The organism is Sulfitobacter sp. SH22 (genome assembly GCF_965641905.1).
Classification (GTDB): domain Bacteria; phylum Pseudomonadota; class Alphaproteobacteria; order Rhodobacterales; family Rhodobacteraceae; genus Sulfitobacter.
The window spans coordinates 2,157,501-2,182,701 of record NZ_OZ282573.1; the positions used below are offsets into that span (position 1 = coordinate 2,157,501).

A 25,201-nucleotide genomic window follows, 5' to 3' on the forward strand; every position below is an offset into this window, starting at 1 on the left:
GCGCCGTAACTTGCAGCGCGCCCCGCCTCGAATACCTCAGAATTTCTCCGCTACGTAAACTTCCTTCGCCTCTCAGCTCCGTCCGTCCCGGCTAGCGCTCCGTGTCTGCATCTCTGCGTCTCCGGTAAGGGGCGTTCTAAGGTTTGTTCCAAATACCCGCAACCCCTTTTTTTGCACCTGCAGCACCTTTTTTCGTCTCGGTCAGCTTTTTAAGGTTTTGCGTGGTGATTTTTCAGGCAGGAAGACGCCTGCATGTCATTGCAATAGTGACCGACAGACGCCTCCGGCCACAGATCACGCTATACAGCAGACTAATATATACATCAGACGCGCAGATTCGATGCCAGCGATTCCCCCGACAGGCGGAATCAAAACCGGCTGCCGGACATATCCACCCTGCGCGCCGCGTGGCTTGGCCGCCATAAAGGCATTTCGCCGTTTGCTGCCGCCTCGGAAAGCGCGCCCGCATCCGCTTGGGGCGCGTGGAACCACCTGTCAGATGGCCGACGGGCCCGGGGCCTCTTATCCAACGTCACCCAATACACCCATGGCGATTTCTTAACCGTTTCTATACCAACCTCCCTCAGGGTTCCGGCCAGTCAAAGCAGTCAGGGTATGACGTGACCCAATGCACCATATGGAGTTTCAACCGATTGCGCGTAAGTCATCCAAATCGGGCCTTCGTTGGCCAGCTGCATTCAGCCCGCACATCCTTGGAAACAACAAGATACTTAAATAGAATCATTATACCTGCTATAGTGCTTTCACATAGCGTTTATCTGGTGGTGAGGTGACACTAATGACCACTTTAGCTTCAAGCCGGCGCGATCGAGGTCTGCGGGCCCTTCTGGTCGACGACAATCTGGAATTTCGCACAACCCTGACGCGGCAGCTTGAGAAGATGGGGTGTTGTGTTGACAGCTCATCGGAGGCGGTGGGTTTTCTGTCAAATCTGGTGACGTCAGCGTTGACCTATGACTTTGCTGTGGTTGACCTTCATCTGCCGGACCTCCACGGCGACAAGATCATAAGCTGGCTGCGCGAGAGTGAATTGCGAGAAGTGCAATCCTTGCCCGTGCTTATTGTCACTGGGTTTCCCAATGACCTGTCAGATACATTTTTCATTGATGACGTAAAGATCGCCCTTCTGACCAAGCCCTATCGATATAACCAGCTTGTCGAAGCGGTATCCCGGCTACTTGTGCGCGGCGAAGGGATCAACTGAAGACAATCCGTTGTTCAGTTCATCTGCATGATGCCGACCATGTTCCATGCGGTATCCCCCCTGCCCCCGAAATCCCGCCACTTCACCTATGTGACCCCCCCAAGCTTCAGCACCTCCTGGATCGACTGGACCAAATCTGCCCGGCTCACCGGTTTGCTCAGCTTGATGTCGTCAGGCCGAAGGCCGTTTCCGTGAACCATCGCTTCATCGGCATATCCGGACATGAAAATAACCGGAAGGTCTCTCCGAATATCCCGCAGGGCTTTTGCCAGATGCGTTCCCATCAGCTCTCCCGGCATGACGATATCCGTGAGCAAGAGACTGAAATCAGGATCAGTCTGGAAAATCTTTAGCGCTTCATCCCCGTTTGCAGCCAAGGTGACCGAACTGCCCAGCCGTTCGAGGATCATTGCGATGACCTTTGCCACTTGGATATCATCTTCGGCGAGCAGGATCTTAACCCCGGTCAGGGCATCTTTTGTTTCGGGTTGGGCCTTTAGCAGATTGGGCGCGGGTTCATGCTTTGAGGCCCTGAAGTAGATCTTGAAGGTCGTGCCGATATCCTGCTCTGAGTAGACATGAACGGTGCCGCCCGATTGCTTGATAAACCCACGGATCATCGCCAGCCCCAGGCCCGTTCCCCGGCCTGTCGCTTTGGTCGTGAAAAACGGCTCGAAAATGCGGTCCAGAATATCTCTTGGAATGCCATGCCCCGTATCGCTTACGGACAGAACCACATAATCCCCGTGCAACAGGGTTTCATTGGGGGCCTCAATGATGTCGGCGTCTATCGTTTTGTTGGCGGTTTCTATCGTCAGATCCCCACCTTGGGGCATCGCATCCCGCGCGTTCAGAATAAGGTTCAGGATAAGGCTTTCGGTAGAACTGTGGTCGACCATGATCTCCCACAGGTCGGGGGAAAGCTTTGTCCGGATCGAGATGTTTTGCGGAAGGGTGCGATTGATCCAGCTTTGAACACCAAGGATATTCTCGTTCAGGTCAAGCGCCGCCGGCTCTAGCCGGGCTTGTTGCGCAAAGTTCAACATCTTTTTGGTCAGGTCTGACCCGCGCAGGGTCGCTGTAATTGCCGTATCGACAAAATCGGTATGAAGCGGATCATGCAATTCGTCCCTCAACAGCTCCAAATTCCCCAAAACGACGGCCAGAAGGTTGTTGAAATCATGCGCAATGCCGCCTGTCAGCTGGCCCACGGCGTCCATCCGCTGGCTTTGAATAAGCGCCTCTTGGGCCGCGTGCTTTTCGGTGACGTCAATCAAGACGCCTTCCAGCTCGTATTCTCCGTCCGCGTTCAAAATGGGGCGACCGCGCTCGAACAGCCAGACCGGTTCAGTAGCACCCTCACGGAAAACGGGGTATTCGAACTCGTAGGGGCTCCCGTTCTTGATGGCTTGGGCGACCTTTTCCTTCACGTTCTCCATGTCGGCATCACGCAACACATTTTGATATTCCAGTCGCGCGGCTGCGGGGCCTTCATCGCCCGGCGATTTAAACCCAAAGAGTTCGTCAAACCCCGCACTTTTGTAGATCGGCGTCCAGTTTTCGTCGTTTTTCACACGATAAAGAGCGCCTGGAATGTTATCCATGAGGTTGGCAAGCTGTTCGCGGCTTCGCTTGAGCTCATTCTTTCGGGTTTCGGTATCCGTCATATCGATCAAGACACCGGTGGTCGCCACGAAACGCCCATCATCACTGAATACAGGCTCGGCCAGTTCGTGTAGAACTCGGATCGACCCGTCATCGCGCACGATACGGGTTACCGTCTCGTACCCCGTCGCCATTTGGTGGGCACGTTCAACCACCTTCCGGTAATGCTCTCGGTCATCGGGGTGGACCCAACTCAGGTCTTTTTCATAAGGCGGCACCCCTGGGTCTCGGACCGTATCCTCCGGCAGGTTAAAGGCGACGGTCCGCTCGATCAGTTCTTCGGGTGTGATGCCGTAAATATCGGCCAATTCGGGAGAACAATAGGTAATCCGCCCTTTGACTTCGTCCCAGACCCACGACCCCACTTTGGCAAGCCTCGCGGCGTTACTGTGGATCTTCAGGATGGATTGCAGTTCGTTCTCGCGTTGCAGCTTTTCCGTGATGTTCTTTGCAACGCCCCAATATCCCGAAAATTTATCATTCTCGTCAAAAATAGGACGGCCCGAAAGCTCGCTGTAGATGATTTCACCGCCGCCCAGCTTCATGGAGATAATGATGCTGTCCAGTTTCTGCCGTTTGTCGAAATTCGACTTCAGATCGTCCCACGTCGTATCGACTGGCGTGATCCAGTCGAGTTCCCAGATGGGTCTGTTCCAAACCTCTTGGTAATCGCGCCCGATATCCAGATCATGCCCCAAGACCTCAATGACGTCATGGTTTACATCGGTTTGCCACTGCCAGTCAGACACAAGGTTTCTGTAGAACTGGAGCCGCTTCGTCTGGCGGCTCGTCTCTGCTTCCGCCTTGATCCGCTCGCGGTTTTCGAAAGCCAGAGCAATCAGGCTCGCGATCGAACCGGCAAAATTCTGCTCTTCTTTTGTCCAGCTTCGTTTCGGACCCACATGTTCAATGCACAAAACACCGATCATCCGGTTGATATCGTTGATAGGACAATCAAGCATCGACGTGATGCCATACTTCGGAATATAGGACTGCGCGAGTTCCGAACATCTCGGGTCGTTCATGGCATCGTCAAAGCTAAGCTGGATATTGCCTTTGATGGACTGAAGATATTTGTCGGCCTGCCCCGCGCCCAAAACAAATTTCGACTGCGCCACACCATCTGACGCGCTCCATTGCACGACCGCCTTCAGTTCAGTCTCTGTCGCGTTGAGTTCCCAAATGCCAACTCTTTCGACACCCAGTGCTTCAGTGATTGTATTGCAGAAGAATTCGAGCGCTTCGTCAAACTTGAGGTAGGAAAACCGGCGTTCAGCGATCAACTTCCGTAACAGCTCATCATAACGTGCGTTATAGGGTTCCAAAAGATAGTCCAATCATACGGAGTTTCTGGCGACGTGTACGGTTTGGCCCGGTCGATAGCTTTGAACTATCTTTGATCCATCATAACAGATCAAGATAAGTCACACCAATACTTCTGTTAACCCTTTGTGATTACAGGGGATGCTTACTTTTTCAACATGCACAATACTGATGTTTTTTTGTTGCAGATGACCGCCGGGCACGCCGTATCGAAGTTGTAATTCATGCAGGCAAAGCGAACACCGTATCTGGCGTGCTTTGATCCGCCGTCTTAAAACAAGAGGCCCCATAGAATTGGGACAAGCAAAGCTGTGGCCACCGCATTCAAGCCCATTGCGAGACCGGAAAATGCCCCGGCTGTTTCATTGACCTGCAACGCCCGAGCCGTTCCAATACCGTGGCTTGCGGTGCCGATGGCCAGACCGCGCGCGCTCCAATCCGTTACGCCGATCAGGTTCAACAGGATCGGTCCAAACATCGCCCCCAAGATACCCGACACAATGACCAGCACAGCCGTCAACGACGGCACGCCGCCCAATTCTTGTGAAATGGCCATTGCGACGGGGGCTGTGGCCGATTTTGGGGCGATGGACGCCAGCAATATTTCTGACCCGCCCAACAGCCATGCCGTTCCGACAGCCGTCACAATTGCAACGACCGACCCCGTCAAAAGGCTGATGCCGATTGCCAGCACCGACCCGCTGACCCGGCCCCACTGGCGATACAGCGGGATGGCCAAAGACACCGTCGCCGGACCCAGCAGGAAATGGACGAACTGCGCGCCCTGAAAATATGTGCCGTAATCGGTCTTGGTGAAATACAGGACCGAAACCACCAGAATAACCGCGACCAGAACCGGGTTCAGCAGCGGGTTCCGCCCGCCCTTTTCAAACAGCCAGTTTGCCGCCTGAAACGCAACCAAGGTCAGCGTCAGGTGAAAAAGCGGCGAGGCGTTCAGATAGACCCATGTTTCCTGAAGGTTACTCATCCGCTTCTGCCTTTTTCAGCCACCGCATCATCAGGGCGGTCACGGTTATCGTCATCGCCGTACTTACCACAAGCGCCGCGCCAAGCGGCAGCAAGGCTTCTCCCAGCAGTTTGAAATGCATCATGACACCCGTCCCTGCTGGTACAAAAAGCAGCGACATTGCACGGAGCAGACCATCTGCCGTTTGCCCCAAACCGGCTGGCAGGTCCCCGCGTATCAAAAGCAGAAGAAACAGAATTAACATGCCAAGGACGGGCCCCGGTATCGAGATAGACAGGGTGCCGACGATCAGTTCTCCGACCAGTTGGCAGACCAATATGATTGTCAGATATCCGATCATTACTTCCTCGGGGGCGCTATGGGATTTGGGCTTTTCCCCGCCACGATAACGTTCAACTGCACAATTACGACAGTTATTTCGAAACCGGCCCCTTCCCCTGAAGGCCAGAGGACCGTTTCCGCCCAAAGCCCCCCCGTTCATGCCCATTTCGCACCGCCCGCAATGAGCGATGGACGAAGCACCCGAAATAGCGGTTAAGCTAAGGGTAGCGCGTCAGATCAAAACCGCTTTTGCCCAAGACCGGCAAAGGCGTAAGACCGCAGCCAAGCCCCTGCCATTCCGGCTCCGGATCGCTGCATATTGGAAGGACATCCCATGGCTAAAGGCAAAAATAGTAAAAAAGAGGTCAAAAAACCAAAGCAGGAAAAGCCCAAAGTTCTCGCAACGGCGAATTCTTTGACAGGCAGGCCTGCGATGGCGATTGGCGGCAAAAAAGTGAAGTAACAGCCGATGGCGCATATTGGAATAACACGCTAATCATGCGCTCTGGTTGAGCCGTCAGTTCAACCGGGGCGTATTCCGACCGGGGCGACAGGCCGCATTCATCACCCCCGCGAAACGCAGTGCAAGCGTCCCATTATTCAGATCAGGAGACTGACATGAGCCAAGAAAACGAAAACGGCCCCAAGGTGCATTACATCTGCCAGACCTACATCGAAAAAAAGACCGGCCGCGACGGGCAGGTCAGCCTGAGCATTGATAAACAAATCAAGTATTCCACGTCTCACGAGGCGCAATTACGCGCGGAACGTGAACACCTCTCTGACAGCTGCGTGGGTGTCGATGCCTATTCGGTGACCGAAGATCCAGATTCCGGTGAGGTCAGCGACCCCAGTTTCATCGTCAGGCTCGGGTCCGTGCCTGAAGTAGAGCCGTCTTAAAACCTGCGACAGATCGGGGCCGTTCGGGCATTGCGCATACCATCTAGCCGCGAAAGTTCAGAGCCCTATTTCTTCTCAAGGAAGTCGTAAGCCTCGAGAATTGTTGCAGTCAGCCCGTCAAAAAAGCCCGGCACCGCGATTTCGATCAGGCTTTCGGACGTCTCCGCGTCTTCCGCGATGATGTCTTCGGCTGGCTTCACACGAAACTGGGCGCTTGGGGTATTCAGCAACTCGCGATAGCTCGCGCCTTTGCCGTGTTTCAGCACGTTGATGGCAAGATAATATTGGTGGATGCTGTCGGCGAGATCGGCCTGCGCTGCCTCTTTGAGCAACGCTTCCAACTTGCGCGAAAACGGGCCGCGGCGAAAATGGTGCTGCATCCGTGCCTCGAAGACGGTAAAAATATCGACGGCCTCCGCCTCAAGCGCAGCCGTCGCAATGCGAAGCTCTTCAAGTTGGGCGTCAGACGGGGTCTGTCCGTCCGCATGCTTGAGAATTTCGGAAACCTGGTCTTCGTACTTCTTTGCATTGGCTTTCGCGACAGCAACCAGTTCAGGTACGCTCTGTGAAGCTTCCATCATTCATTCTCCAAAAGGTGTCACCTTCCTTTAAGCTATGCTGCCAGGAATGATAGTGCCGGGATTGCCAAACTCGGGTCGCAGCCACGGGGGGCGGATATGCAAAGCCGGTTCGCCTATGTCGCCCGCCCCGAAACCTATCCGTAGATAGATCTCAGGGACAGCGCATTGAGGCCGGGTTTCACGCGCAGTCATTGCCCGATCCCGCTAGGCTTTGGGATCAAGCTGGCGTCTTAACGCTTCGGCAAGCGCCGAACCGAGCGCCCCGTCAGTGCTGGCCGCGGGCTTTGGGGCTGCCTTGGGCTGGTTTCTGACCTGGGGTTTCGGCGTTGCGGCGGGGCGCGGCCCCTTCGACGGCTCTGCGCTATTGTCCTTGCGCATCGTCAGGCCGATCCGTTTGCGGGGCACGTCGACTTCGGTCACACGCACGCGCACGACGTCACCCGCTTTGACAACCTCATGCGGGTCTTTGATAAACCGATCGGCAAGCTGGCTCACATGCACCAAACCATCCTGATGCACCCCGATATCGACAAATGCACCAAAGGCCGCGACATTCGTCACCGTCCCTTCCAGCGACATCCCCGGTTTGAGGTCGGTAATACTGTCGATGCCTTCGGCAAAGCTTGCCGTTTTGAACGCAGGACGCGGGTCGCGGCCGGGTTTCTCAAGCTCCTGCAAGATGTCGCGCACGGTGGGCAGCCCGAAATTGTCATCGACGAATTGCTCGGCGCGCAAACCGGCAAGTGCGGTTTTGTCGCCCATGATCTCCCGAACATCGCGCCCGCAGGCCTGCACGATCTTGCGCGCAATACCGTAGGCTTCGGGGTGAACAGAGGACGCATCAAGCGGTTCGGTCCCTTGGGTGATGCGCAGGAAACCCGCGCATTGCTCAAAGGCTTTCGGCCCCAGTCCTGCGACCTTCAACAGGTCTTTGCGGCGGGCAAAAGCCCCGTTCGCGTCACGGTGCGCGACGATGTTTTGCGCCAGTGACGGCCCTAGCCCCGCAATATGCGCCAGCAACGGCCCCGACGCCATGTTCAGATCAACACCGACCGCGTTCACCGCGTCTTCGACAACGGCGGCCAAAGACTGGGCAAGCTGCCGCTGGTCAACGTCGTGCTGATATTGCCCCACGCCAATGGCTTGCGGTTCAATTTTCACCAGTTCGGCAAGCGGGTCCTGCAGCCGCCGGGCGATGGATACGGCCCCGCGGATCGACACATCGACATCCGGGAATTCCTGAGATGCCAGCTCCGAAGCGGAATAGACCGACGCCCCCGCTTCGGACACGATCACCGGGGTTGGACGGGCAACGCCATTGGGCAGACGTTTCAGGATATCCGCGATCAACCGTTCGGATTCACGGCTGGCCGTTCCGTTGCCAACCGCGATCAAGGCGACCTGATGCTTTTTGATCAGATGAAGCAGCGTTTCTTCTGCGCCGCGCAGATCGTTGCGGGGCTGGAACGGATAGATCGTTGCGGTGTCCAGTAACTTGCCCGTCTCGTCCACGACCGCGATCTTGCAACCAGTCCGGATCCCCGGATCAAGGCCCAGCGTCGCACGCGCCCCAGCCGGAGCGGCAAGCAAAAGATCCCGCAGGTTGCGGGCGAATACGTCGATTGCCGTCGCATGGGACCGCCGCCGCAAATCGGTCAGCAGGTCCGTGAACATCGACAGGCTCAGCTTGATCCGCCATGTCCAGACGGCGACATCGCGCAGCCACAGATCGCCCGGCGCGGTGCCCCGTATGCCGATTTCTGCGGCAATGATCCCGATCACCCGCGCAAGCGCATCGTCGTCGGCAGGGCCGATATCAACGGTAACGATGTCTTCTTTCGACGCGCGCAGAATCGCAAGGGCGCGGTGTGACGGGATCGTGGCCCATTTTTCGCTATGGGCAAAATAATCCGAGAACTTGGCCCCCACCTCTTCTTTGCCCTTGATGACACTGGCCGTCACATGGGCTTCTTGTTGCATCACCTGCCGCAGGCGGCCCAACAATGCTGCGTTTTCACCCAGTTCTTCGGTCAGAATATCGCGGGCACCGTTCAATGCGTCTTTTTCGGTTGCCACTGCCTCTGACAGATAGCCCCGCGCCAGTTCAACGGGCTCAGCGGCACGCTGGTCCAGAATGGCGCGCAGCAAGGGTTCCAGCCCGTTTTCGCGGGCAATCATCGCCTTTGTGCGGCGCTTTGGTTTGAACGGCAAATACAGGTCTTCAAGCACGGCTTTGGTGTCGGCATTCGCGATGGCACGGGCCAGCGTATCTGTCAGTTTGCCTTGCTCGGTGATTTCACCAAGGATGCTGGCACGGCGTTTTTCCAGTTCACGCAGATAGCCCAGCCGTTCGGCCAGACGGCGCAGTTGCGTGTCATCCAAACCACCGGTCACTTCTTTGCGGTAACGGGCGACGAATGGAACGGTGTCACCGCCATCCAGCAGGGCGACCGTGGCCGTGACCTGTTCGGGGCGTGCATCAATATCGGTGGCGATTATACGGGCAATGCGATCTGCGACGGCGTTCATGACTGGCTCCCCAAACTATCCGGATCGCCGTGATAGCGCCGGAACCCCTGCGCGCCAAGCCCCGGACTTCAATTGACACACCAACATGCGCAGCATTGGGGGTTTCGCCTGACGGCCCAAGGCCGCCCTGAGCTGGGGTATTCACGGCAGAACATGTCGACCTTGGCGCCGTCAACGCCAGCAACCGCCGTGATTTCTTCTTGCTAACCCTGCCTCAGAAACGCCTCGACCGCATCTTTTCGCGGCATTGGGGCGACGGCACCATAACCCTGAGTGGATAATGCCGCTGCCGCATTGGCGTATCTTGCCGCGTCAAAGGCGGTGTCGCCCGCCACCAGTCGCGCAAGAAATGCCCCGTCAAACGTATCGCCGGCTGCGGTTGCATCAACGGCTTCGACCTCGCGGCCCTTGATGCGCTGGCGGTCCTGATGTGTGGCAACCAGCGTGCCTTCGTGGCCCAAGGTCAGCGCCACAACTTCTGCCCCGAGGCCAAGGTAAAAATCCGCGATGGCATCGGGGGCGGTCAGTCCGGTCAGTTGCGTTGCGTCCTCCAACCCGGGAAGGGCGATCGTGCACCGCGCCATTGCGGCATGTGTGATGGCGCGGGCGCGGTCCAATGGCCAGAGTTTAAGGCGCAGGTTGGTGTCGTAAGACACTTGCCCGCCAGCATCCCTGACCAGGTCGATGGCAGCAAACACCGCGTCCGTCGCGCTATCGGATATGGCCTGACTTATACCCGAAACATGCAGTATGTTTGCCGAACAAAGCGCTTTGCATGGCAGGTCATCCGCTGTCATCCGGCTGGCTGCCGATCCTGCCCGAAAATAGCTGAATTGATGGCCGTCAGCGCCGTGGGTCACAAAGTAGACCCCCGTGGGGGCGTCTGTCACCTGCTTCACGGTGGAGGTGTCTATCCCTTCGGCCTGCCAAAGATCCATGAACGATTGGCCGAAGGGATCAGCGCCGACATGGGTGACATAGCCGACGGCTGCGCCCTGCCGCGCGGCAGCGACTGCGCAATTTGACGTATCGCCGCCATGTCCGGGAAGGTAATTGCCGTCAACCTGCTGGTTGAATTCCAGCATCGGTTCGCCAAGGCAAAGAATGTCAGGTGTCATGTTTTCTCGCATTTTTAAAAGCGGCCGCACCCGCAGGTGCAGCCAGTCAGGAGATTGTTATTGCGTTGTGTAGCTGCGACCGACACCGGGAATTTTCCAGATGCGGAAGTTCGGAATTTCCGGGTCTTTGAAATTCATATCGCCATCCACCCAAAGATGCAGGTGGTTCGACACGACATAAAGCGCCTCGTCCGGCCCCCACGCCAGGGTGTCCGGCCAGTTCATTTCAGGGTTATGGGCAAATCGCGTCACACGACCCGTCGCTTCCTCAAAGCGCATCACACCATCAAGCGAAAGCGCGGTCATATAGATATTGCCGGCATTGTCGGCGGTCATCCCGTCGGTGTTTGAGGGCAGCACGGCCTCAACTTTCACAGCGTTTTCGATATCAGTACCCGTGGCTTGCGCATCGCGCATCACAACCGTCGGAAGGCTGTACAGGTGGTTGCCCGTCAGGTTCGTCCAATACAGCGTTTCCTTGTCGCCCGACAATGCGATGCCGTCCGCGCCGGTCTGCATACCACCGTTCTTGAGCACGCTCCGGTTGTCGATGTTGAAAAAGAAGTTCGGCTCGTTGTTGGTGAACTTGCTTTGGTCAAGAATGCGACGGACGGTGTTGGTGTTTGAATCATAGACGATCAGCCCGCCGTGCAGCGGATTACAGAAAATGCCGCTATCTGCGATATAGGCAAAACCGGTGTCATTATCGACGGCCAGATCGTTCAGGAACGAACATTTCTGATCAGCTTCTTCGTTGGTGAAAACATAACGCTGGAGCTCTTTGTCCGCCTCTATGTCCCACAACACCAGCTTGGCGTCGCCCGCTTCCATGCTGCCCCCGACATGCCCCTGATCAAGGATCCACATAACGTCGTTGCGGTCGATCTCGAAACCCAAGACCGCTTTGAGACCTGCCTTGTTTGCGATGTTGTTCATTTCTTCGGACGGGTATGCCGCCAATTCCCAGTTGTCTCCGGCTTTGACAAGCTTTGACAGCGTGGACGGGATTTCCTTGCCACCCCAACGGGCGGTCGACACATAGATGTTGCCTGCGCTGTCGATCTTGGCACCCTGCATCAGCGCCGTGCCAAAGATGTCGCTTTGTTCCCAAGCGGTGCGTGTCGCCGCGTCGGTGACCGAGTATGGGATCGCGTTCCATTCCGCGACGATTTCGATCTTGTCCTGTGCGGCGGCTGGCAGGCCGAACGCGAAAGTTATCGCGCTGAGGTGAAGCAATTTCTTTATCATTATCTTGACCTTTCTATTGGTAGTTTGCGCCGCTGGCCGATGACCCAGCCAACGACAGATGGTTTTTTTGATTTTCGTTCAGATACGACCGTATTTCGCCAATCCCTCGCGCAGGGATCCGCTGGCAATGATCAGCTTGGCCTGTTCGGCCTCACGCTCGTCTATTTCCTTGGCCATCGCCAAAATCTCGGGCGCATGATCGCGCGGGATGCAAACAATGCCGTCGATATCGCCAACGATGATGTCGCCGGGGCGCACGATGACATCGCCCATGGCCACTTCGACATTCGACGCCAGGGTCTTGATCCGCCCCAATGTGGTGCCCGGTGACACGCAGCGCGAAAACACCGGAAAATCGAAATCGCGCTTGATCTCGACAAGGTCACGCAGGCCGCCATCCAGAACCGCAGCTTCGTGTTTGTTGGCAATGGCACCCGCCGTCATCAACCCGCCCCACAAGGCCACATCGGTGGTGCCGTTGGTCGAGATCACGATGACCGATCCTGCATCCGCCTCGTCAATGGCATCCAATGCATGTTGTGGCGGCAGGAATTCTTCGGTCGGGCCTTCCAACACGGTAACGGCCGGGCCCACGATCTTGGCCTCGTTGATGCGCGGCTTGAAGGCTGCGGGCAGAAATCCGGTGCGGCCCGCGACCTTGTCCACAGCGTCGGCTACCGATGCGGTCGCAACCGTGCGAAAGCCTGCGATAAGTTGTTCTAATGTCATGTGACTGTCCTTTATTGGTTTGTTTGACGGTTGTTGTGCAGATGGCTCACCAACAGTTGACCCAGTTTTCAGGCACGGCCCCGCGCAGCACCCGCTGCACCTCGAGGGCGGCGTTGCGTTGTAGAACCTTGACTGTCCGCTCGGAATACCAGGCGGTGTGATCCGAAATGATTGTGTTCGGTGATGAAAAAAGCGGGTTCGTGGCAGCGATGGGTTCCTGCTCGAAGACGTCGATCCCGGCTCCGAAAATGCGCCCTTCGTGCAAGGCCCGGGCCAGCGCCCCCTCGTCAAGCAGCCCGCCGCGTGCGACATTCACCAGAATTGTCGTCGGTTTCATCAGGGCGATATGCGCGCTGTCGATGATGTGATGTGTCTGCTCTGTCAAAGGCGCATGAAGGCTGATGACATCGGCGCTGCGGCAAATATCTGCCAGGCCGGCCAGTTCCAAACCCGAAGCTTGGGCCGCCGCTTGCGAGAGGAAGGGATCGGTGACCATTACCTTGGCAAATCCCAAAGCGCGGAACTTGCGGGCGGTTTCCAATCCGATGCGCCCGCCGCCAACCAGCCCCAGAATGGCATCGGTCCGGTCAGGAATGATCGCGGCCTGCCCCATGCCCCAAAGCCCGCTGCGCACTTCAAAATCGCGCGTCACCAACCGGCGCTGAACGGCCAGATACAGCGCGACAGCGTGCTCGCTTACTTCGATCTCGGCCCCGTAATCGGGCACATTGGCGACGTAGATGCCGTGTTTTGTTGCATGGGCAAGGTCGATGTTATCGACCCCCACCCCATAACGGACGACGACCCTCAGGTTCGGGCAGGCTTCCATCAGGGGGGCGGTCACGGCGCGTTCGCGGACCATAAGGGCAACCGGGTCAAGCGCCGTGACCTCTTGGACCGCATCAACATCTTCGCCAACAGGAACGAGGTGAACATTGTCATCCGCCAATACGTCTTGTTCCGTCACATAGGCGGCATAGCCCGGTTCAAGAACGGCGATGGTCGATGGTTTCATGATGCGGTCCGTTGTCATCGGTTTATTCCGACCGGTAAGCGGCAACAGCCGCGTCAAGCTTGTCGGGCCACTCTTCGCCGATCTCGCTTACGATGAATGCGCGAACAGCGGGTTGGGCCGCTTCGCGGAACATGGCTTTTTGCTCAGGGCTGACCTGAACGACTTCCATGCCCTTTTCCGACAGGATCGCCGTTGCATTGGCGTCTTGTGCGGCGGTCATCCCACGGTGGATCGTTTTGGCGATCTCGGTGCATTGCAGCAGTGATTTCTGCTCGTCTGCGGTCAGCCCTTGGTAAAAGGAATCTGAAATCAGATAGGCGTGCCAGCTGAAAACATGCCCGTCCAAAGACACATATTTCTGGTTTTGATAAAGCGAGGCATCCACGATATTCGTGACACCGTTTTCCTGACCGTCAACAACACCTTGTTGCAGAGCGCCGGGCAGTTCCGGCCATGGCACGGGTGTCGCCGATGCCCCAAGGCTTTCGACCAGCGCAACCCAAACCGGCGAGGTCATGACCCGCATCTTGAGGCCCTTCATGTCAGCAGGTTCCGCGACGGGGCGCACGTTATTGGTAAAATTGCGCACGCCGTTGTCGGCAACACCCAACATCCGGATACCGGTCTGGGCCAGCATATCCTCGGCCAAGGCCTGCCCGAATTCCCCATCCATCACGGACCAGGCCATTGCCTGATCGTCGAAAAGATAGGGCATCGCGAGAACAGAAAACGGTTTGTAAGCCGCCGAGATCGGGCCGTCATGGATAACCGCCATCTGAACGGTGCCCAGCTCCAGCCCCTCCATAATGTCGGAGCCGCCGCCCAGTTGCGACGCTGGGAACACCTGCACGTCAATGGCAGCTGAAGTCTTCCCCTCAAGGCAGCTTTCAAACGCCAAGCCAGCGGCATGTTTCGGCGCGCTCAGATCAGCGGCTTGGAAATGCGCATATTTCAGGTCCTTTGCCATCGCGCCCCCGGCGGCGGCGATCAACGCGAATGACGCGGTTGTCACAAGAGCATTTGATACGATTGTCATGTGGTTCCTCCCATACATGTCAGTTTGCAAACCCAAAGAAATTGGGCACGAAAGTGCTGATGCCGGGGATGGTAATCACCAGCAGCAGCACAATGAGCTCCGCCAGAAGCAGCGGGATAATGGCGCGGGACAGCGCTTCGATGCGCAGTTGGCCGACCGTGGCTATGACAAACAAAACCGGACCGATCGGCGGCGTGACCATGCCGATGGTCAGGTTCAGCACCAGCATCATGCCGAATTGCAGCGGGTCTATGCCGGCCGAATAGGCAATAGGGCCAAGGATTGGCGTCAGAACGATCAGGGCGGGCAGCGTGTCGATGAACAGGCCGCACACCAGCGCAAATCCGGCCAGAATAAAAAGGATCACCAGCTTGTTGTCGGACATCTGGGTGATCGTCTGTGCCAGCGCCTGCGGGATTTGCAGATATGTCAGCAACCACGCAAAGATCGATGCCATGGCGATAATCAGAAAGACCGAAGACGTCACAATGGCGGCGCGTGCAAATGCGTCGTAAAGCCCGCGCAAGGTGAACGCCCGCAAGACAGCACCCAGAAAAAGCGCATAGGCAGACGCGACGGCACCCGCTTCGGTCGGGGTGAAGATACCGAACAGGATGCCGCCCAGAATGATGCCCGGCATCACAAGGGCAGGCAGCGCCGCAAAACCCGCGCTGCGCAGTTCACTGAAACTGGCCCGTGTGTCGCGACCGCGATAGCCGTTGCGGGTGGATACGATGTGGTTTGCGACCGCCAGCGAGGCCCCCAACAGCAACCCCGGCACAATGCCCGCCAGAAAAAGCCCGGCAACCGTGACGCCCTTGGTCGAAATCGCAAAAATCACAGCGAGAATGGATGGCGGTATGATCGGCCCGATGGTTGCAGTCGCCGCTGACAATGCACCGGCATAGTTTTTCTCGTAACCCGCCTCTCGCATCATGCGCATCACGATGGCAGACGGCCCCGCCGCATCGGCCAGCGCCGACCCGCTGATCCCCGCAAACATGATCGAGACAAGAATATTCACATGGCCAAGGCCGCCGCGCAGATGACCGACCAGCGCATTTGCAAAACGCAGCAAGGCGGTCGTGAGACCACAGGCCGTCATCAGCTCTGAGGTCAGGATAAAGAATGGCACGGCCATCAATGGAAAGCTGTCGATACCGGCAAACATCCGTTGCGCGGCGATCAACGGGTTCAGGCTGCCATCCACATAGATCGCGACAAGACCGGCAAGCCCCATCGTAAAGGCAACGGGCACGCTTAGGATAAGGCAGCCGAAAAACAGCAGGATCAGGGTTTTCGCCATGATTATTGCCCGTCCGTATCGGCCATATGGCCGGCATCGAATTCAAAGTCTTGCGCAACAAAACGCCGGGCAAAAAAGCAAAGCTGGATCAGGAACAAGGCGCAACCGACGGGAATTGCCAGATACGGAATGCCGCGCGAAATGCCGGTCGCCATTGTCTCTTTGTTCCAGCCGAACTGGACGAATTGAATGCCCAGCCAGCAGACCAGGGCCATGAACAAAAACATAACCACGACGACAGCCCAACGCAGGATCAGGGCCAATCGCGGGGGAAGCAAATCAGGAAGGGTGCCGATGGCAACAAGCCGGCCCTCGCGCAACGCAAGGCCTGCACCGCTGAACGCCGCAAGGATCATCAGGTGGCGGGCCGCCTCCTCTACCCAAGCAAAGGAAGATCCAAAGCCGTAGCGCCCGATGACGTTGACGAAAACCATTGCAAAGGTGACCGCCAAAAGCCCGGCAACCAAGGCGCGGTTAATCGCAACGATGTATGATTCTATCTGGCGCAAGAACGCTCCTCCCAAAGCTTTTTCCATCTAGTTTTCGCAAACTGGCATACGGTATGCCAGCTGTAAAGTGCCATATTGTATGCCAGTATTTTTGCAGCTAAAGTTAAGTCAGGGAGAGCAGCATGAAATCATTTGACCGGCCCAAGTCGTTAACCGAACTGGTGACTGAAACCCTGCGCGAGTGGATCATTTCGGGGGAGTTGGACTTAGGCAGCCAATTGTCAGAGGCGCGCGTCGCCAAGGAGCTGGACGTGAGCCGGACCCCCGTCCGCGAGGCCATCAACCGGTTGGAGATGGAGGGAATGCTGGTCGTCGAGCCGCAGCGCGGCACCTATGTATTCAACCTCGAAGCGGATGAATTGGTCAAGCTGTGTGATGCACGTGTGTGCCTTGAGACAAATGCGTTAACCACTGCCATCCACGCAAAGCCCGAGGCGCTACATGCGCGTTTGTCGGACTGTGTGAACCGGATGAAAGCCGCGCGCGACAAGGGCGATGACAGCGCATATCTCGCGCTTGATACGGAATTCCATCAACATTTCTTTGACTGCTCGGACAACCGGTTCCTTGATGAAGCATACCAGACAATCGCGCAAAAAATGGCCGCTGTTCGCAACAGGTTGGGACGCCATCCAGAGCATATGGCCAAGTCCTTTAGGGAGCATGGCGTGTTGGTCCAAGCCGTTGCAGACCGTGACCTTGATACTGCGATCGCGACGCTTCGGTCCCATATCGACCGCAAAGAAGGGTCATACTGGGAAATCGTGACAAAGCCCGCAGCAGAGCAGACATAAGCTGACCATCAGTGGATAGCCGAGCAGACAGCGGAGCCCATCGGTGGTGGTGGCTCCGGACACGGATATTTACGTCTCTACCGCCAAGGGACCGCCCTTTGGCAAGTCATTGCAATTGTTAATTCTAAGCATAATACTGGCCAGGCTTTACAACTCAAAGTGGCGCAGCAGGTTAAGATCGATGGGAACAAAATGTCTTCCTCAGATGAAAACAGACTTGGTATCGTTAAACATCGTGACATCTATGATCTAGTTCAGGGGTTTATAGGTCTGCTTTCGCCCGACGGCACTGTCCTGGATGCGAATAAAAGCGCGCTTGATTTGATCGGTGTGCAGCTTGATGACGTTGTGGGCCTTAAATTTTGGACCACTCCATGGTGGCGCGTCTGTCAAAAATCACGCCTCGCGCTCAAGGATGCCATCCGGCGGGGCGCTTCCGGTCAACCGTCGCACTTCGAAGCGCGGGTTGGTGACAAAAATGGCGAAATTGTCGACATCAACTTTTCACTCACCCCCATCATCAACAAAGCCGGCGTTGTGGTTTCCCTGGTACCTGAAGGGCATGATATTACAGCAAGAAAACAGGCGAAAACTGCGCTTCAGGAAAGCGAAGCCCGTCTGCACCTGGCCTATGACGCTGCCGAAATGGGAACATGGGACTGGGATTTCGCGGAGGACTACCTGCACTGGAGCGACCGGCAATTTGAACTGTTTGGAATGCCAAAAAAAAGCAGGCATTTGCGTCTCGAAGATGCGCTGACAACCGTCCACCCCGACGATCGTGAACGTGTAAAGACCGCAGTTGCGATGTCGGCTGAAAACGACCTGCCGTTTCGCGAAGAGTTCCGCGTGGTTCACAACACCGGAGAGGTTCGCTGGCTTGTCGGTCAGGGGAACATCCTGCACCATAGTGAAAGCGGCAGACCTAAATCATTGATCGGGGTGAACTACGACATCACCGAACGAAAGCGTCTGGAGATAAAGCTCGCCCAATCCAATTCAGAGCTGGAGGCACGCGTTGCCGACCGCAGCCGCGCATTGGAAGAGGAAATGCGCGAGCGTCAAAAGGTTGAAGGGGCGCTTGCCCACTCGCAGCGCTTTGAATTGATCGGGCAACTCGCGGGCGGTGTGGCGCATGACTTTAACAACTTTCTAGCCGTTATCGGTGGCAATCTCGAGCTTGCGGCGATGCGCACGGCAGACAAAAGGATCGTTGAGCTGATCAATGAGGCGATGGAAGCCGTCGAGGCCGGCGCAAGTCTCAACCGGCGTTTGCTGTCCTTTGCGCGAGAGCACGTTCTTGAGCCTGTGGCACTGGCCGTCAATGACCGGATCACAAAGACCAGACCGCTATTGGAACGAACCCTTGGCGCAAATATCGAGTTGGTCACGGAGCTTGAACCAGACCTGTGGCAGACAACGGCCGATTCCGGAGAGTTTGACAGCGCAATTTTGAACCTTGCCCTTTAACGCGCGCGATGCAATGGCGTCTGGGGGCAAGCTGCGCATCTCTACGCGTAATCTGACCCTGAGCGACCAAGATGCAAAGTTCATCCCAGATGCACACACCCACGAGTATATCGAGATTTCGGTTTCCGACACCGGCGTGGGCATGTCAGCAGATGTGAAAGAAAAAGCAATCACGCCCTATTTTACCACCAAAGAAGAGGGCAAAGGCAGCGGCTTGGGGCTCAGCTCGGTGTACGGTTTTGCCGCGCAGTCCAGTGGTTTTGTCAGGATCGACAGCAGCCAGGGGATCGGCACCACAGTTGCGATCTGGCTGCCGCGCGCGTCTTCCCCCGCAACGGCGAGCAAGGTGGAGACGTCGGTAAACAATCTGCCGCTGGGGCAGCGTGAATTGATCCTGTTGGTCGAAGATGACGACCGGCTCCGCAGAATTACGCATAAACGTTTGGTCGAACTGGGCTATGAGGTGATCGAGGCATCGACAGCCACACAAGCAATCGGGCACCTCGAGGGCAACGCCCCCGTGACCTTGGTGTTTAGTGACATCAAGATGCCCGGGGGCATGTCGGGCTATGATTTGGCAAGATGGGTGCTTGAGAACCGCGCCGGTACGGGGGTTTTGCTCACCTCCGGCTACAATGATTTCGCCAAAGAAGGCCTGCAAGATGTCGAACTGCTGGCCAAGCCTTATACCTTGCCAAAACTGGCCGACGCGCTGCGTGACGCAGTGGCGCAGGTCAACGCCCCCTAGCGCGTGGAATAGCCCCAGATCTGCTCGTGAGGCGAAGCAGACCTGGGGCGTCGTTTTGTCAGCCGGGCTGGTAGGCTTCGCGCAGATCCTTTTTCAGGACCTTGCCGATTTCGCTGCGCGGCAGATCGTCCAGCAAAACGATGTTCGACAAGCGCTGCGTTTTCCCCAGCTTGGCGTTGGCGAATTCAAGCACCTGTTGGGCATCCGCAGTGGCCCCCGCACGCAGCACGACAAAACCAAGCGGCGTCTCGCCCCAGGCATCGCTGGGGATGGCGATGACAGCCGCATCGGCGACATCCCCATGCTGGCGCAAGACGGCCTCAAGATCGGCAGCATAGATGTTGAAGCCCCCCGAGATGATCATGTCTTTCTTGCGGTCCATCAGATGCACAAACCCGTCTTCATCAATCCGGCCCATATCGCCAGACCGGATAAAGTGATTGCCGTGCGCGTCGGTCCAAAGCAGTTCTCGGGTTTTCTCCGGCGCGTTATGATAGTTCCGCATCATCGACGCAGACCGGCCGATCAATTCGCCAAAGGACCCTTTGGGCAATTCCTTGCCCTGATCGTCGATCACCCGCATGTCGACGCCTTCGCCCAAGCGCCCGACCGTGTCCCATTTGTCGGGGAATGCTTCGCAATTCAGCGCGGTGGAAATACCGCCTTCGGTCATGCCGTACACTTCGATCAGGTTGCCGGGCCAGCGTTCCATCACCTGTGCGATCAAGGTGCTGGGCAACGGGGCCGAGGTCGAGAATTTGCACCGATAGCTGGTGAGGTCATAGTCGTTGAACGTGGGCTCTGCCATCAGACGCATCAGTTGTACCGGCACCAGAACCGCGTGGGTCGGCTTTAGATCAGCGCTGAGTTTCAGAAACCCTGCGGCGTTGAACTTTGGCATCACGATCAAAGTCGCGCCCAAAGACAGGGTCGGCAGCATCCCGAACAGCGTGGTGTTGGAATAGATCGGCGTCGAGATCACCAGACGGTCGGCCCCGGTCAGGCCGAAGTTGGTAATTCTGTTCAACTGGCGCGACCGAAAGCGGTGGTCGTGAATGATGCCTTTGGGTGTTCCCGTGGTGCCCGACGAATAGATGATGTTGAACAGATCATCGGGATTCACTTGCGCTGGCTTAGCAGGGGCCGCATCCGCCGCCCATGCCATCAACCCGTCCAGATCGACACTCTGTTTCACAGGCAGACCGCGCCCGATATCGGCCTGCGTCGATGACACAAACAGCAGGTCCGCGTTGCTGTCGGCCATCATCAGCGCCAGCGCGTCGGGTGTGGCGGAAAACGGCAGCGGCACGATACAGGCACCGCTGGCCACCACCGCGCAATACAGCACAACATGCTCGACCGAATTTTCAGACAGCGACGCAACCGTATCGCCCTGCCCCACACCCTGGGCCACAAGCTGCCCCGTGACCTGCGCCACCATCGCCCCGAATTCGGCCCAGCTAATGGTCCGGTCCCCGACGATCAAAGCGGGTTTTTCACCGTGTTTTGCCGCATTTTCCTGAAGCGCGGCCCCGAAATTCAGGAGCTTTTCACCATCAACGACGGGTGGATTGAAATGCATCATACGGTCCTCAATTCATCGACATGGGAAGGATAAGCGAGATGGCCGGGATCATCACCAAAAGCGCCAGAACAACGATATCGATTGCCAGAAAACGCCACAGACCTGCGAAAATCTCGCCGATCTCGACCTTTCCTTCCAGCACGCTTGCCAGAACAAAGACGTTCAGCCCGACCGGAGGGGTGATCAACCCGATCTCGAGCAGTTTGACGATCACCACCCCGAACCAGATCAGGTTCATGTCAAAGCTTTCGACCATCGGGATCATCAAAGGCAAGGTCAGAACCATGATCCCTACCGGGTCAAGGAACATCCCCAGCACCAGATAGATCAGGCAAACAAGAGCGATGAACATCCAGGGCCCGATGCTTGAATCCCCCAAAGCCGAGACAAGGCTGTTGGACAATCCGGTCAAGGCGATCAGCGACACAAAGATCTTCGCACAAGCCGCGATAAAGAAGATCGCGCCCGTGGTGGCCATCGTCTCGCGCAGCATCGGTATGATGTCCTTTACCTTGATAAAGCCCCGCACCATCCCAAGAAGCGTGGCAAACAGCAGCGACAGGGCCGCGGCTTCGGTTGCGGTAAAGATGCCACCATAGATACCGCCGATAACGACAGTGAAAAGCAGCACAGCCGGCCATGACCGCAATGCCGCCCGGACTTTCTCTTTCATCGAAAAGACCTGATCGGGCACGGGTGCAATTTCGGGCGAACGACGCACCCAAAGCACAATCACCAAAGCATAGCCAAGCATCGACAAAACGCCCGGCAGGAAGCCCGCCATAAACAATTCGCTGATCGAGCTTTCTGTGAAAATGCCGTAGATGATAAACAAGACCGACGGCGGGATAAGCGACCCCAGCGTGCCGCCCGCCGCCACACATGCAGTGGCAAGACGCGGGTCATAATTGAGCTTCAGCATTTCGGGGGTGCAGATCCGCCCCATGGTGGACGCGCAGGCAATGGACGACCCCGAAATCGCTGAAAATCCGCCGCAGCCTGCGACAGACGCGATCGCGACCCCGCCGGGCAAACGCACCAGCCAGACACGCGCGGCCTCGTAAATCTCGGTGGTGATGCCCGCTTTGTACGCCACGTGACCCAATGCGATGAACAAGGGGATCATCGACAGGTCATAGCTGTGGACCAGATCGAAACTGGACGAAAACGCGAGCGACAAGGTTGTCCACATCGCGCGCTCTGGCATGAATGTGCCGGTGCGCGTTGCGAATACGATAAAGATTGCCACGACGGCGACGCCGCCAATGGCATAGGCAATCGGAATGCGTATTGCCAAAAGGAGAAGCACAATCGCACATGCGATATAGCCGATGGTTGCCGGATCCATAATGGTAATTCCTTAAAGTTCTGCCGGTGCCGGCGTACCCGTCACTGCGGCTTTCAGATCGACCCAAAGCACGTGGATCAATCGCAACCAGAATGCGCCAATCGCCAGCACGAACAGGGCGCGGCTTGGCCATTTCGGAAGCAAAAGCTCTCCGCCGTAATGCGCACCGCTTGCGAAATTCTTGGCCAGTTCGAACCAGCCGGCGGACAGAAGGATTGTCACGATGGTCAGACCGATGACGGTGGCCAGCACGGCAATCCAGCGGTTGACCCCGTCGGGGAAGTGATTGGCGATGAATTCTACGGCGACATGCGCGCGTTTCGCCGTGGCTGCGGCCAGCGGAAACAGGATCGCAGGTACCATCAGCTCGCGGACCATGATGATGCTGTCGGGGATGCCGACCATCAGGAATTCGCGGGCGATGATGTTGGCTGTAATAAGCAAGCAAAGCAGCACCACGGCCACCGCTGCAAGCGTATCGAGCGTAAACTCAAGACGTTTCAACATGATGTTCTCCAGTGGAGTATGGATAAACGCTGCCCTGCCCCCCAAAGGGACAGGGCAATCGTCACGCGACCGTGCAGACGATCATTAACGCTTCCAAGGCAGACCTTCGGTCTCCATGACCAGCGTCCACTTGTCCATCAGCCCGTAAAGTTCGGCCAAAAGCGCCTTACCATCGGTGCCAACTGCTTCGGCGTCAGCGTACCAGTTGTCAAACATCGGCGCACCGGCCACGTCCATCGCATCATAGTCGGCATCCGACAGTTTCACGAAATCAACAGCATCGTCGCCCGTCGAAAGGGTCACAAGCGCCTTTGCATCGGCTTCTTCCAGCTTTTCGCCGTAGAAATCCATCATGTCCGGACCGATCCCCAGGATCGCTTCTTGCTGTTCGGGCGTCAGGCGCTCGAAAGTGTCCTTGTTGATGACCGTACCCAGGCTGGTAATCGTCGAATAGCGCAGTTCGGTCATCGTATCGATTTCTTCGTTCAGCTTCGATGCGACAGCGTAATACGCATAGGTAACCGAGCAATCGACAAGGCCGGTTTCCATGGATTGGTAAACATCATAAATCGGCATGCTCACCATATTGCCACCCAATGCGGCAAGCACGTCACCGGACGAACCGGTATGGGCAATCTTGGCCCCCTTGATATCCTCGATCGACCGGATGCCATCGCCGCGACAGGCCAGAATGGCCGGCGACAAGGAAAACGGCGCAAGATAGACAAGGTTCATCTCGTCAAGGCGCTCTTGAATGCGTTCATTGGTCGTGAACAATTCATAGACGGCCTGCATCATCACCCAAGGGTGACCGGGCTTGTTCAAAAGCAGACCCGCCATTTGCAGTTCGGGGAATTCCGAGGCGACATAGGCCCCGATCAGCACGCCCATGTCGGCAACACCAACCGAAATCGACTGAAGCGCGGCATTCGTCTTGAACAGGGCTCCGCCCCAGTTCTGCTCGACCTTCACTTCGCCATTTGTGCGCTCGGCGATCTGATCTGCGATGTAGTTCACGGCCTCGGCGCGCACGCCGCGGTTCGGGCCAGGTTCGTTTGCGATCAGCGTCGTTTCCGCGTGGGCCGCCATGGCCAAAACCGAAACTGATGCAGCCATTACGGCCCCTAGAATAGATTTCTTCATAGTCTCTCCTCCCTTATGTTGCGGGTATGATGTCACCCGACTTGTATTAAATATTAAATAGCATGGTAACTATTATCTAGCAATCTATTTATTCGGACGCCTCCCAGCAAAGCCCGCTAAATAGTGTCAGTAGGTGCTAAGCGTTTTGTCCAGTCGCTGGCGTGCCGCATCAAATTCACGCTTGAGCCGGGCGACCATTTCCGACGTTGGTACCACATCCGAAACCGCGCCAATGCCCTGACCCGACCCCCAGATCTCTTTCCAGCTTTTGGGTTTTTCGCGATCTTCGGCAAAGTTCATTTTGGACGGGTCGGACTGTTCCAACGCATCCGGATTCATCCCCGCTGCCGCGATTGACGGTTTCAGATAGTTGCCCCAAACGCCGGTAAACAGGTTTGAATAAACGATGTCGTCGGCACCGCTCTCGGCGATCATCCGTTTGTAGCCCTCAGCCGCATTCGCCTCATCCGTGGCGATAAAGGCCGAACCTGCATAGCCGCCGTCCGCCCCCATCGCGAGCGCTGCCAGAATGGAATCACCCCGTGCAATCGCACCGGACAGAAACAAGGGGCCATCGAACCAGCTGCGGATTTCTTGAACCAACGCAAAAGGCGACAGCGCACCGGCATGGCCACCGGCACCGGCAGCCACAGCGACCAGACCGTCGGCCCCTTTTTCGATGGCTTTACGGGCAAAGCGGTTGTTGATCACATCGTGCAACACGACACCACCGGCGGAATGTGCGGCCTCGTTGACCTCGACCCGCGCCCCAAGCGAGGTGATCCAAACCGGCACTTCGTGCTTTACGCAAATCTCGATGTCGCGATCGAGCCTGCTGTTGGACTTATGAACGATCTGGTTCACGGCATAAGGTGCGGCAGGGGAATCCGGGTTCTCCTGGTTGTGGCGGTCCAGCGCCTCTTTGATCTGCGTCAGCCAGGCATCCAGACTGTGCCCGTCTTTTTCGCGCGCATTCAGCGCAGGAAAAGACCCGACAATGCCCGCCTTGCATTGCGCGATGACAAGATCGGGGTTCGAGATGATGAACAAGGGGCTCGCAATCAGCGGCAGCCGCAGGTTTTGTAGAATTGCAGGCAAGGTCATGAGGTTTCT

Annotated in this window: 23 protein-coding genes; 6 read left to right on the top strand and 17 right to left on the bottom strand. The window is 56.8% G+C overall.

The window, feature by feature from the left end; all coding sequences use genetic code 11:
* Positions 1 to 799: 799 nt before the first annotated feature.
* Entirely contained in the window at positions 800 to 1,225 is a 426-nt protein-coding gene (locus ACSQ13_RS12705; RefSeq protein ID WP_176248314.1) for a response regulator, read from the top strand.
* Between the two features lie 86 nt (positions 1,226 to 1,311).
* Here ACSQ13_RS12705 and ACSQ13_RS12710 read toward each other — a convergent pair whose 3' ends face one another.
* From ACSQ13_RS12710 to ACSQ13_RS12720, 3 genes are all read right to left on the bottom strand, one after another.
* Entirely contained in the window at positions 1,312 to 4,173 is a 2,862-nt protein-coding gene (locus ACSQ13_RS12710; protein ID WP_435988108.1) for an ATP-binding protein, read from the bottom strand.
* 311 nt (positions 4,174 to 4,484) lie between these two features.
* On the bottom strand, positions 4,485 to 5,201 hold the full coding sequence (locus ACSQ13_RS12715) for an LrgB family protein (RefSeq protein ID WP_176248312.1): 717 nt from the start codon (positions 5,199 to 5,201) through the stop codon (positions 4,485 to 4,487).
* Complete coding sequence (locus tag ACSQ13_RS12720) at positions 5,194 to 5,688, bottom strand: CidA/LrgA family protein (protein WP_435988109.1); 495 nt, start codon at positions 5,686 to 5,688, stop codon at positions 5,194 to 5,196. The genes ACSQ13_RS12715 and ACSQ13_RS12720 overlap by 8 nt, the downstream gene beginning before the upstream one ends.
* 168 nt (positions 5,689 to 5,856) lie before the next feature.
* On the opposite strand from ACSQ13_RS12720, the gene ACSQ13_RS12725 reads away from it, so the two are divergent.
* Entirely contained in the window at positions 5,857 to 5,985 is a 129-nt protein-coding gene (locus ACSQ13_RS12725; RefSeq protein WP_255200061.1) for a hypothetical protein, read from the top strand.
* A 155-nt stretch (positions 5,986 to 6,140) separates the two neighbouring features.
* The gene (locus ACSQ13_RS12730) at positions 6,141 to 6,422 is read left to right on the top strand and encodes a hypothetical protein (protein ID WP_176248310.1); all 282 of its coding nucleotides are present in this window, start codon (positions 6,141 to 6,143) and stop codon (positions 6,420 to 6,422) included.
* A gap of 65 nt (positions 6,423 to 6,487) precedes the next feature.
* On the opposite strand, the gene ACSQ13_RS12735 is transcribed toward ACSQ13_RS12730, so the two are convergent.
* From ACSQ13_RS12735 to ACSQ13_RS12775, 9 genes are all read right to left on the bottom strand, one after another.
* Positions 6,488 to 7,003 (bottom strand): hypothetical protein, encoded by a 516-nt coding sequence (locus ACSQ13_RS12735; RefSeq protein ID WP_295511300.1) that lies wholly within the window; start codon positions 7,001 to 7,003, stop codon positions 6,488 to 6,490.
* A 204-nt stretch (positions 7,004 to 7,207) separates the two neighbouring features.
* The gene (locus ACSQ13_RS12740) at positions 7,208 to 9,532 is read right to left on the bottom strand and encodes a Tex family protein (protein ID WP_176248309.1); all 2,325 of its coding nucleotides are present in this window, start codon (positions 9,530 to 9,532) and stop codon (positions 7,208 to 7,210) included.
* 203 nt (positions 9,533 to 9,735) lie between these two features.
* Positions 9,736 to 10,650 carry a sugar kinase gene (locus ACSQ13_RS12745; protein ID WP_295511298.1) on the bottom strand — a complete coding sequence of 305 codons (915 nt, stop codon included), beginning with the start codon at positions 10,648 to 10,650 and terminating at the stop codon, positions 9,736 to 9,738.
* Between the two features lie 57 nt (positions 10,651 to 10,707).
* Positions 10,708 to 11,898: an L-dopachrome tautomerase-related protein gene (locus ACSQ13_RS12750; protein WP_295511296.1), complete on the bottom strand. Its 1,191-nt coding sequence runs from the start codon at positions 11,896 to 11,898 to the stop codon at positions 10,708 to 10,710.
* A gap of 78 nt (positions 11,899 to 11,976) precedes the next feature.
* Positions 11,977 to 12,627, bottom strand: a complete 651-nt coding sequence (locus ACSQ13_RS12755; protein ID WP_176248306.1) for an RraA family protein — start codon at positions 12,625 to 12,627, stop codon at positions 11,977 to 11,979.
* A 46-nt stretch (positions 12,628 to 12,673) separates the two neighbouring features.
* Complete coding sequence (locus ACSQ13_RS12760) at positions 12,674 to 13,660, bottom strand: C-terminal binding protein (RefSeq protein ID WP_217902962.1); 987 nt, start codon at positions 13,658 to 13,660, stop codon at positions 12,674 to 12,676.
* A 4-nt stretch (positions 13,661 to 13,664) separates the two neighbouring features.
* A complete protein-coding gene (dctP, locus tag ACSQ13_RS12765; RefSeq protein WP_176248305.1) occupies positions 13,665 to 14,678 on the bottom strand; it encodes a TRAP transporter substrate-binding protein DctP in 1,014 nt (337 codons plus the stop codon).
* A 19-nt stretch (positions 14,679 to 14,697) separates the two neighbouring features.
* A complete protein-coding gene (locus ACSQ13_RS12770; protein ID WP_176248304.1) occupies positions 14,698 to 15,984 on the bottom strand; it encodes a TRAP transporter large permease in 1,287 nt (428 codons plus the stop codon).
* A 2-nt stretch (positions 15,985 to 15,986) separates the two neighbouring features.
* Positions 15,987 to 16,493: a TRAP transporter small permease gene (locus tag ACSQ13_RS12775; RefSeq protein ID WP_176248303.1), complete on the bottom strand. Its 507-nt coding sequence runs from the start codon at positions 16,491 to 16,493 to the stop codon at positions 15,987 to 15,989.
* A 122-nt stretch (positions 16,494 to 16,615) separates the two neighbouring features.
* Here ACSQ13_RS12775 and ACSQ13_RS12780 point away from each other — a divergent pair, with 122 nt between their 5' ends.
* From ACSQ13_RS12780 to ACSQ13_RS12790, 3 genes are all read left to right on the top strand, one after another.
* Entirely contained in the window at positions 16,616 to 17,287 is a 672-nt protein-coding gene (locus ACSQ13_RS12780) for a GntR family transcriptional regulator (RefSeq protein WP_295511291.1), read from the top strand.
* A 159-nt stretch (positions 17,288 to 17,446) separates the two neighbouring features.
* The gene (locus ACSQ13_RS12785) at positions 17,447 to 18,757 is read left to right on the top strand and encodes a PAS domain-containing protein (RefSeq protein WP_295511289.1); all 1,311 of its coding nucleotides are present in this window, start codon (positions 17,447 to 17,449) and stop codon (positions 18,755 to 18,757) included.
* Entirely contained in the window at positions 18,747 to 19,505 is a 759-nt protein-coding gene (locus tag ACSQ13_RS12790; protein ID WP_295511287.1) for an ATP-binding protein, read from the top strand. Before ACSQ13_RS12785 ends, ACSQ13_RS12790 begins: the two co-directional genes overlap by 11 nt.
* Positions 19,506 to 19,563: 58 nt before the next feature.
* On the opposite strand, the gene ACSQ13_RS12795 is transcribed toward ACSQ13_RS12790, so the two are convergent.
* The 5 genes from ACSQ13_RS12795 to ACSQ13_RS12815 all read right to left on the bottom strand — a co-directional run bounded on the left by ACSQ13_RS12795 (position 19,564) and on the right by ACSQ13_RS12815 (position 25,192).
* On the bottom strand, positions 19,564 to 21,090 hold the full coding sequence (locus tag ACSQ13_RS12795) for a class I adenylate-forming enzyme family protein (protein WP_295511285.1): 1,527 nt from the start codon (positions 21,088 to 21,090) through the stop codon (positions 19,564 to 19,566).
* A 7-nt stretch (positions 21,091 to 21,097) separates the two neighbouring features.
* On the bottom strand, positions 21,098 to 22,438 hold the full coding sequence (locus ACSQ13_RS12800; protein ID WP_176248299.1) for a TRAP transporter large permease: 1,341 nt from the start codon (positions 22,436 to 22,438) through the stop codon (positions 21,098 to 21,100).
* 12 nt (positions 22,439 to 22,450) lie between these two features.
* Positions 22,451 to 22,945 carry a TRAP transporter small permease gene (locus ACSQ13_RS12805; RefSeq protein WP_176248298.1) on the bottom strand — a complete coding sequence of 165 codons (495 nt, stop codon included), beginning with the start codon at positions 22,943 to 22,945 and terminating at the stop codon, positions 22,451 to 22,453.
* Positions 22,946 to 23,029: 84 nt separating this feature from the next.
* Positions 23,030 to 24,061, bottom strand: coding sequence for a C4-dicarboxylate TRAP transporter substrate-binding protein (locus ACSQ13_RS12810; protein ID WP_176248297.1), 1,032 nt, complete (start codon positions 24,059 to 24,061; stop codon positions 23,030 to 23,032).
* A gap of 153 nt (positions 24,062 to 24,214) precedes the next feature.
* On the bottom strand, positions 24,215 to 25,192 hold the full coding sequence (locus ACSQ13_RS12815) for an NAD(P)H-dependent flavin oxidoreductase (protein ID WP_295511281.1): 978 nt from the start codon (positions 25,190 to 25,192) through the stop codon (positions 24,215 to 24,217).
* Positions 25,193 to 25,201: the final 9 nt, after the last annotated feature.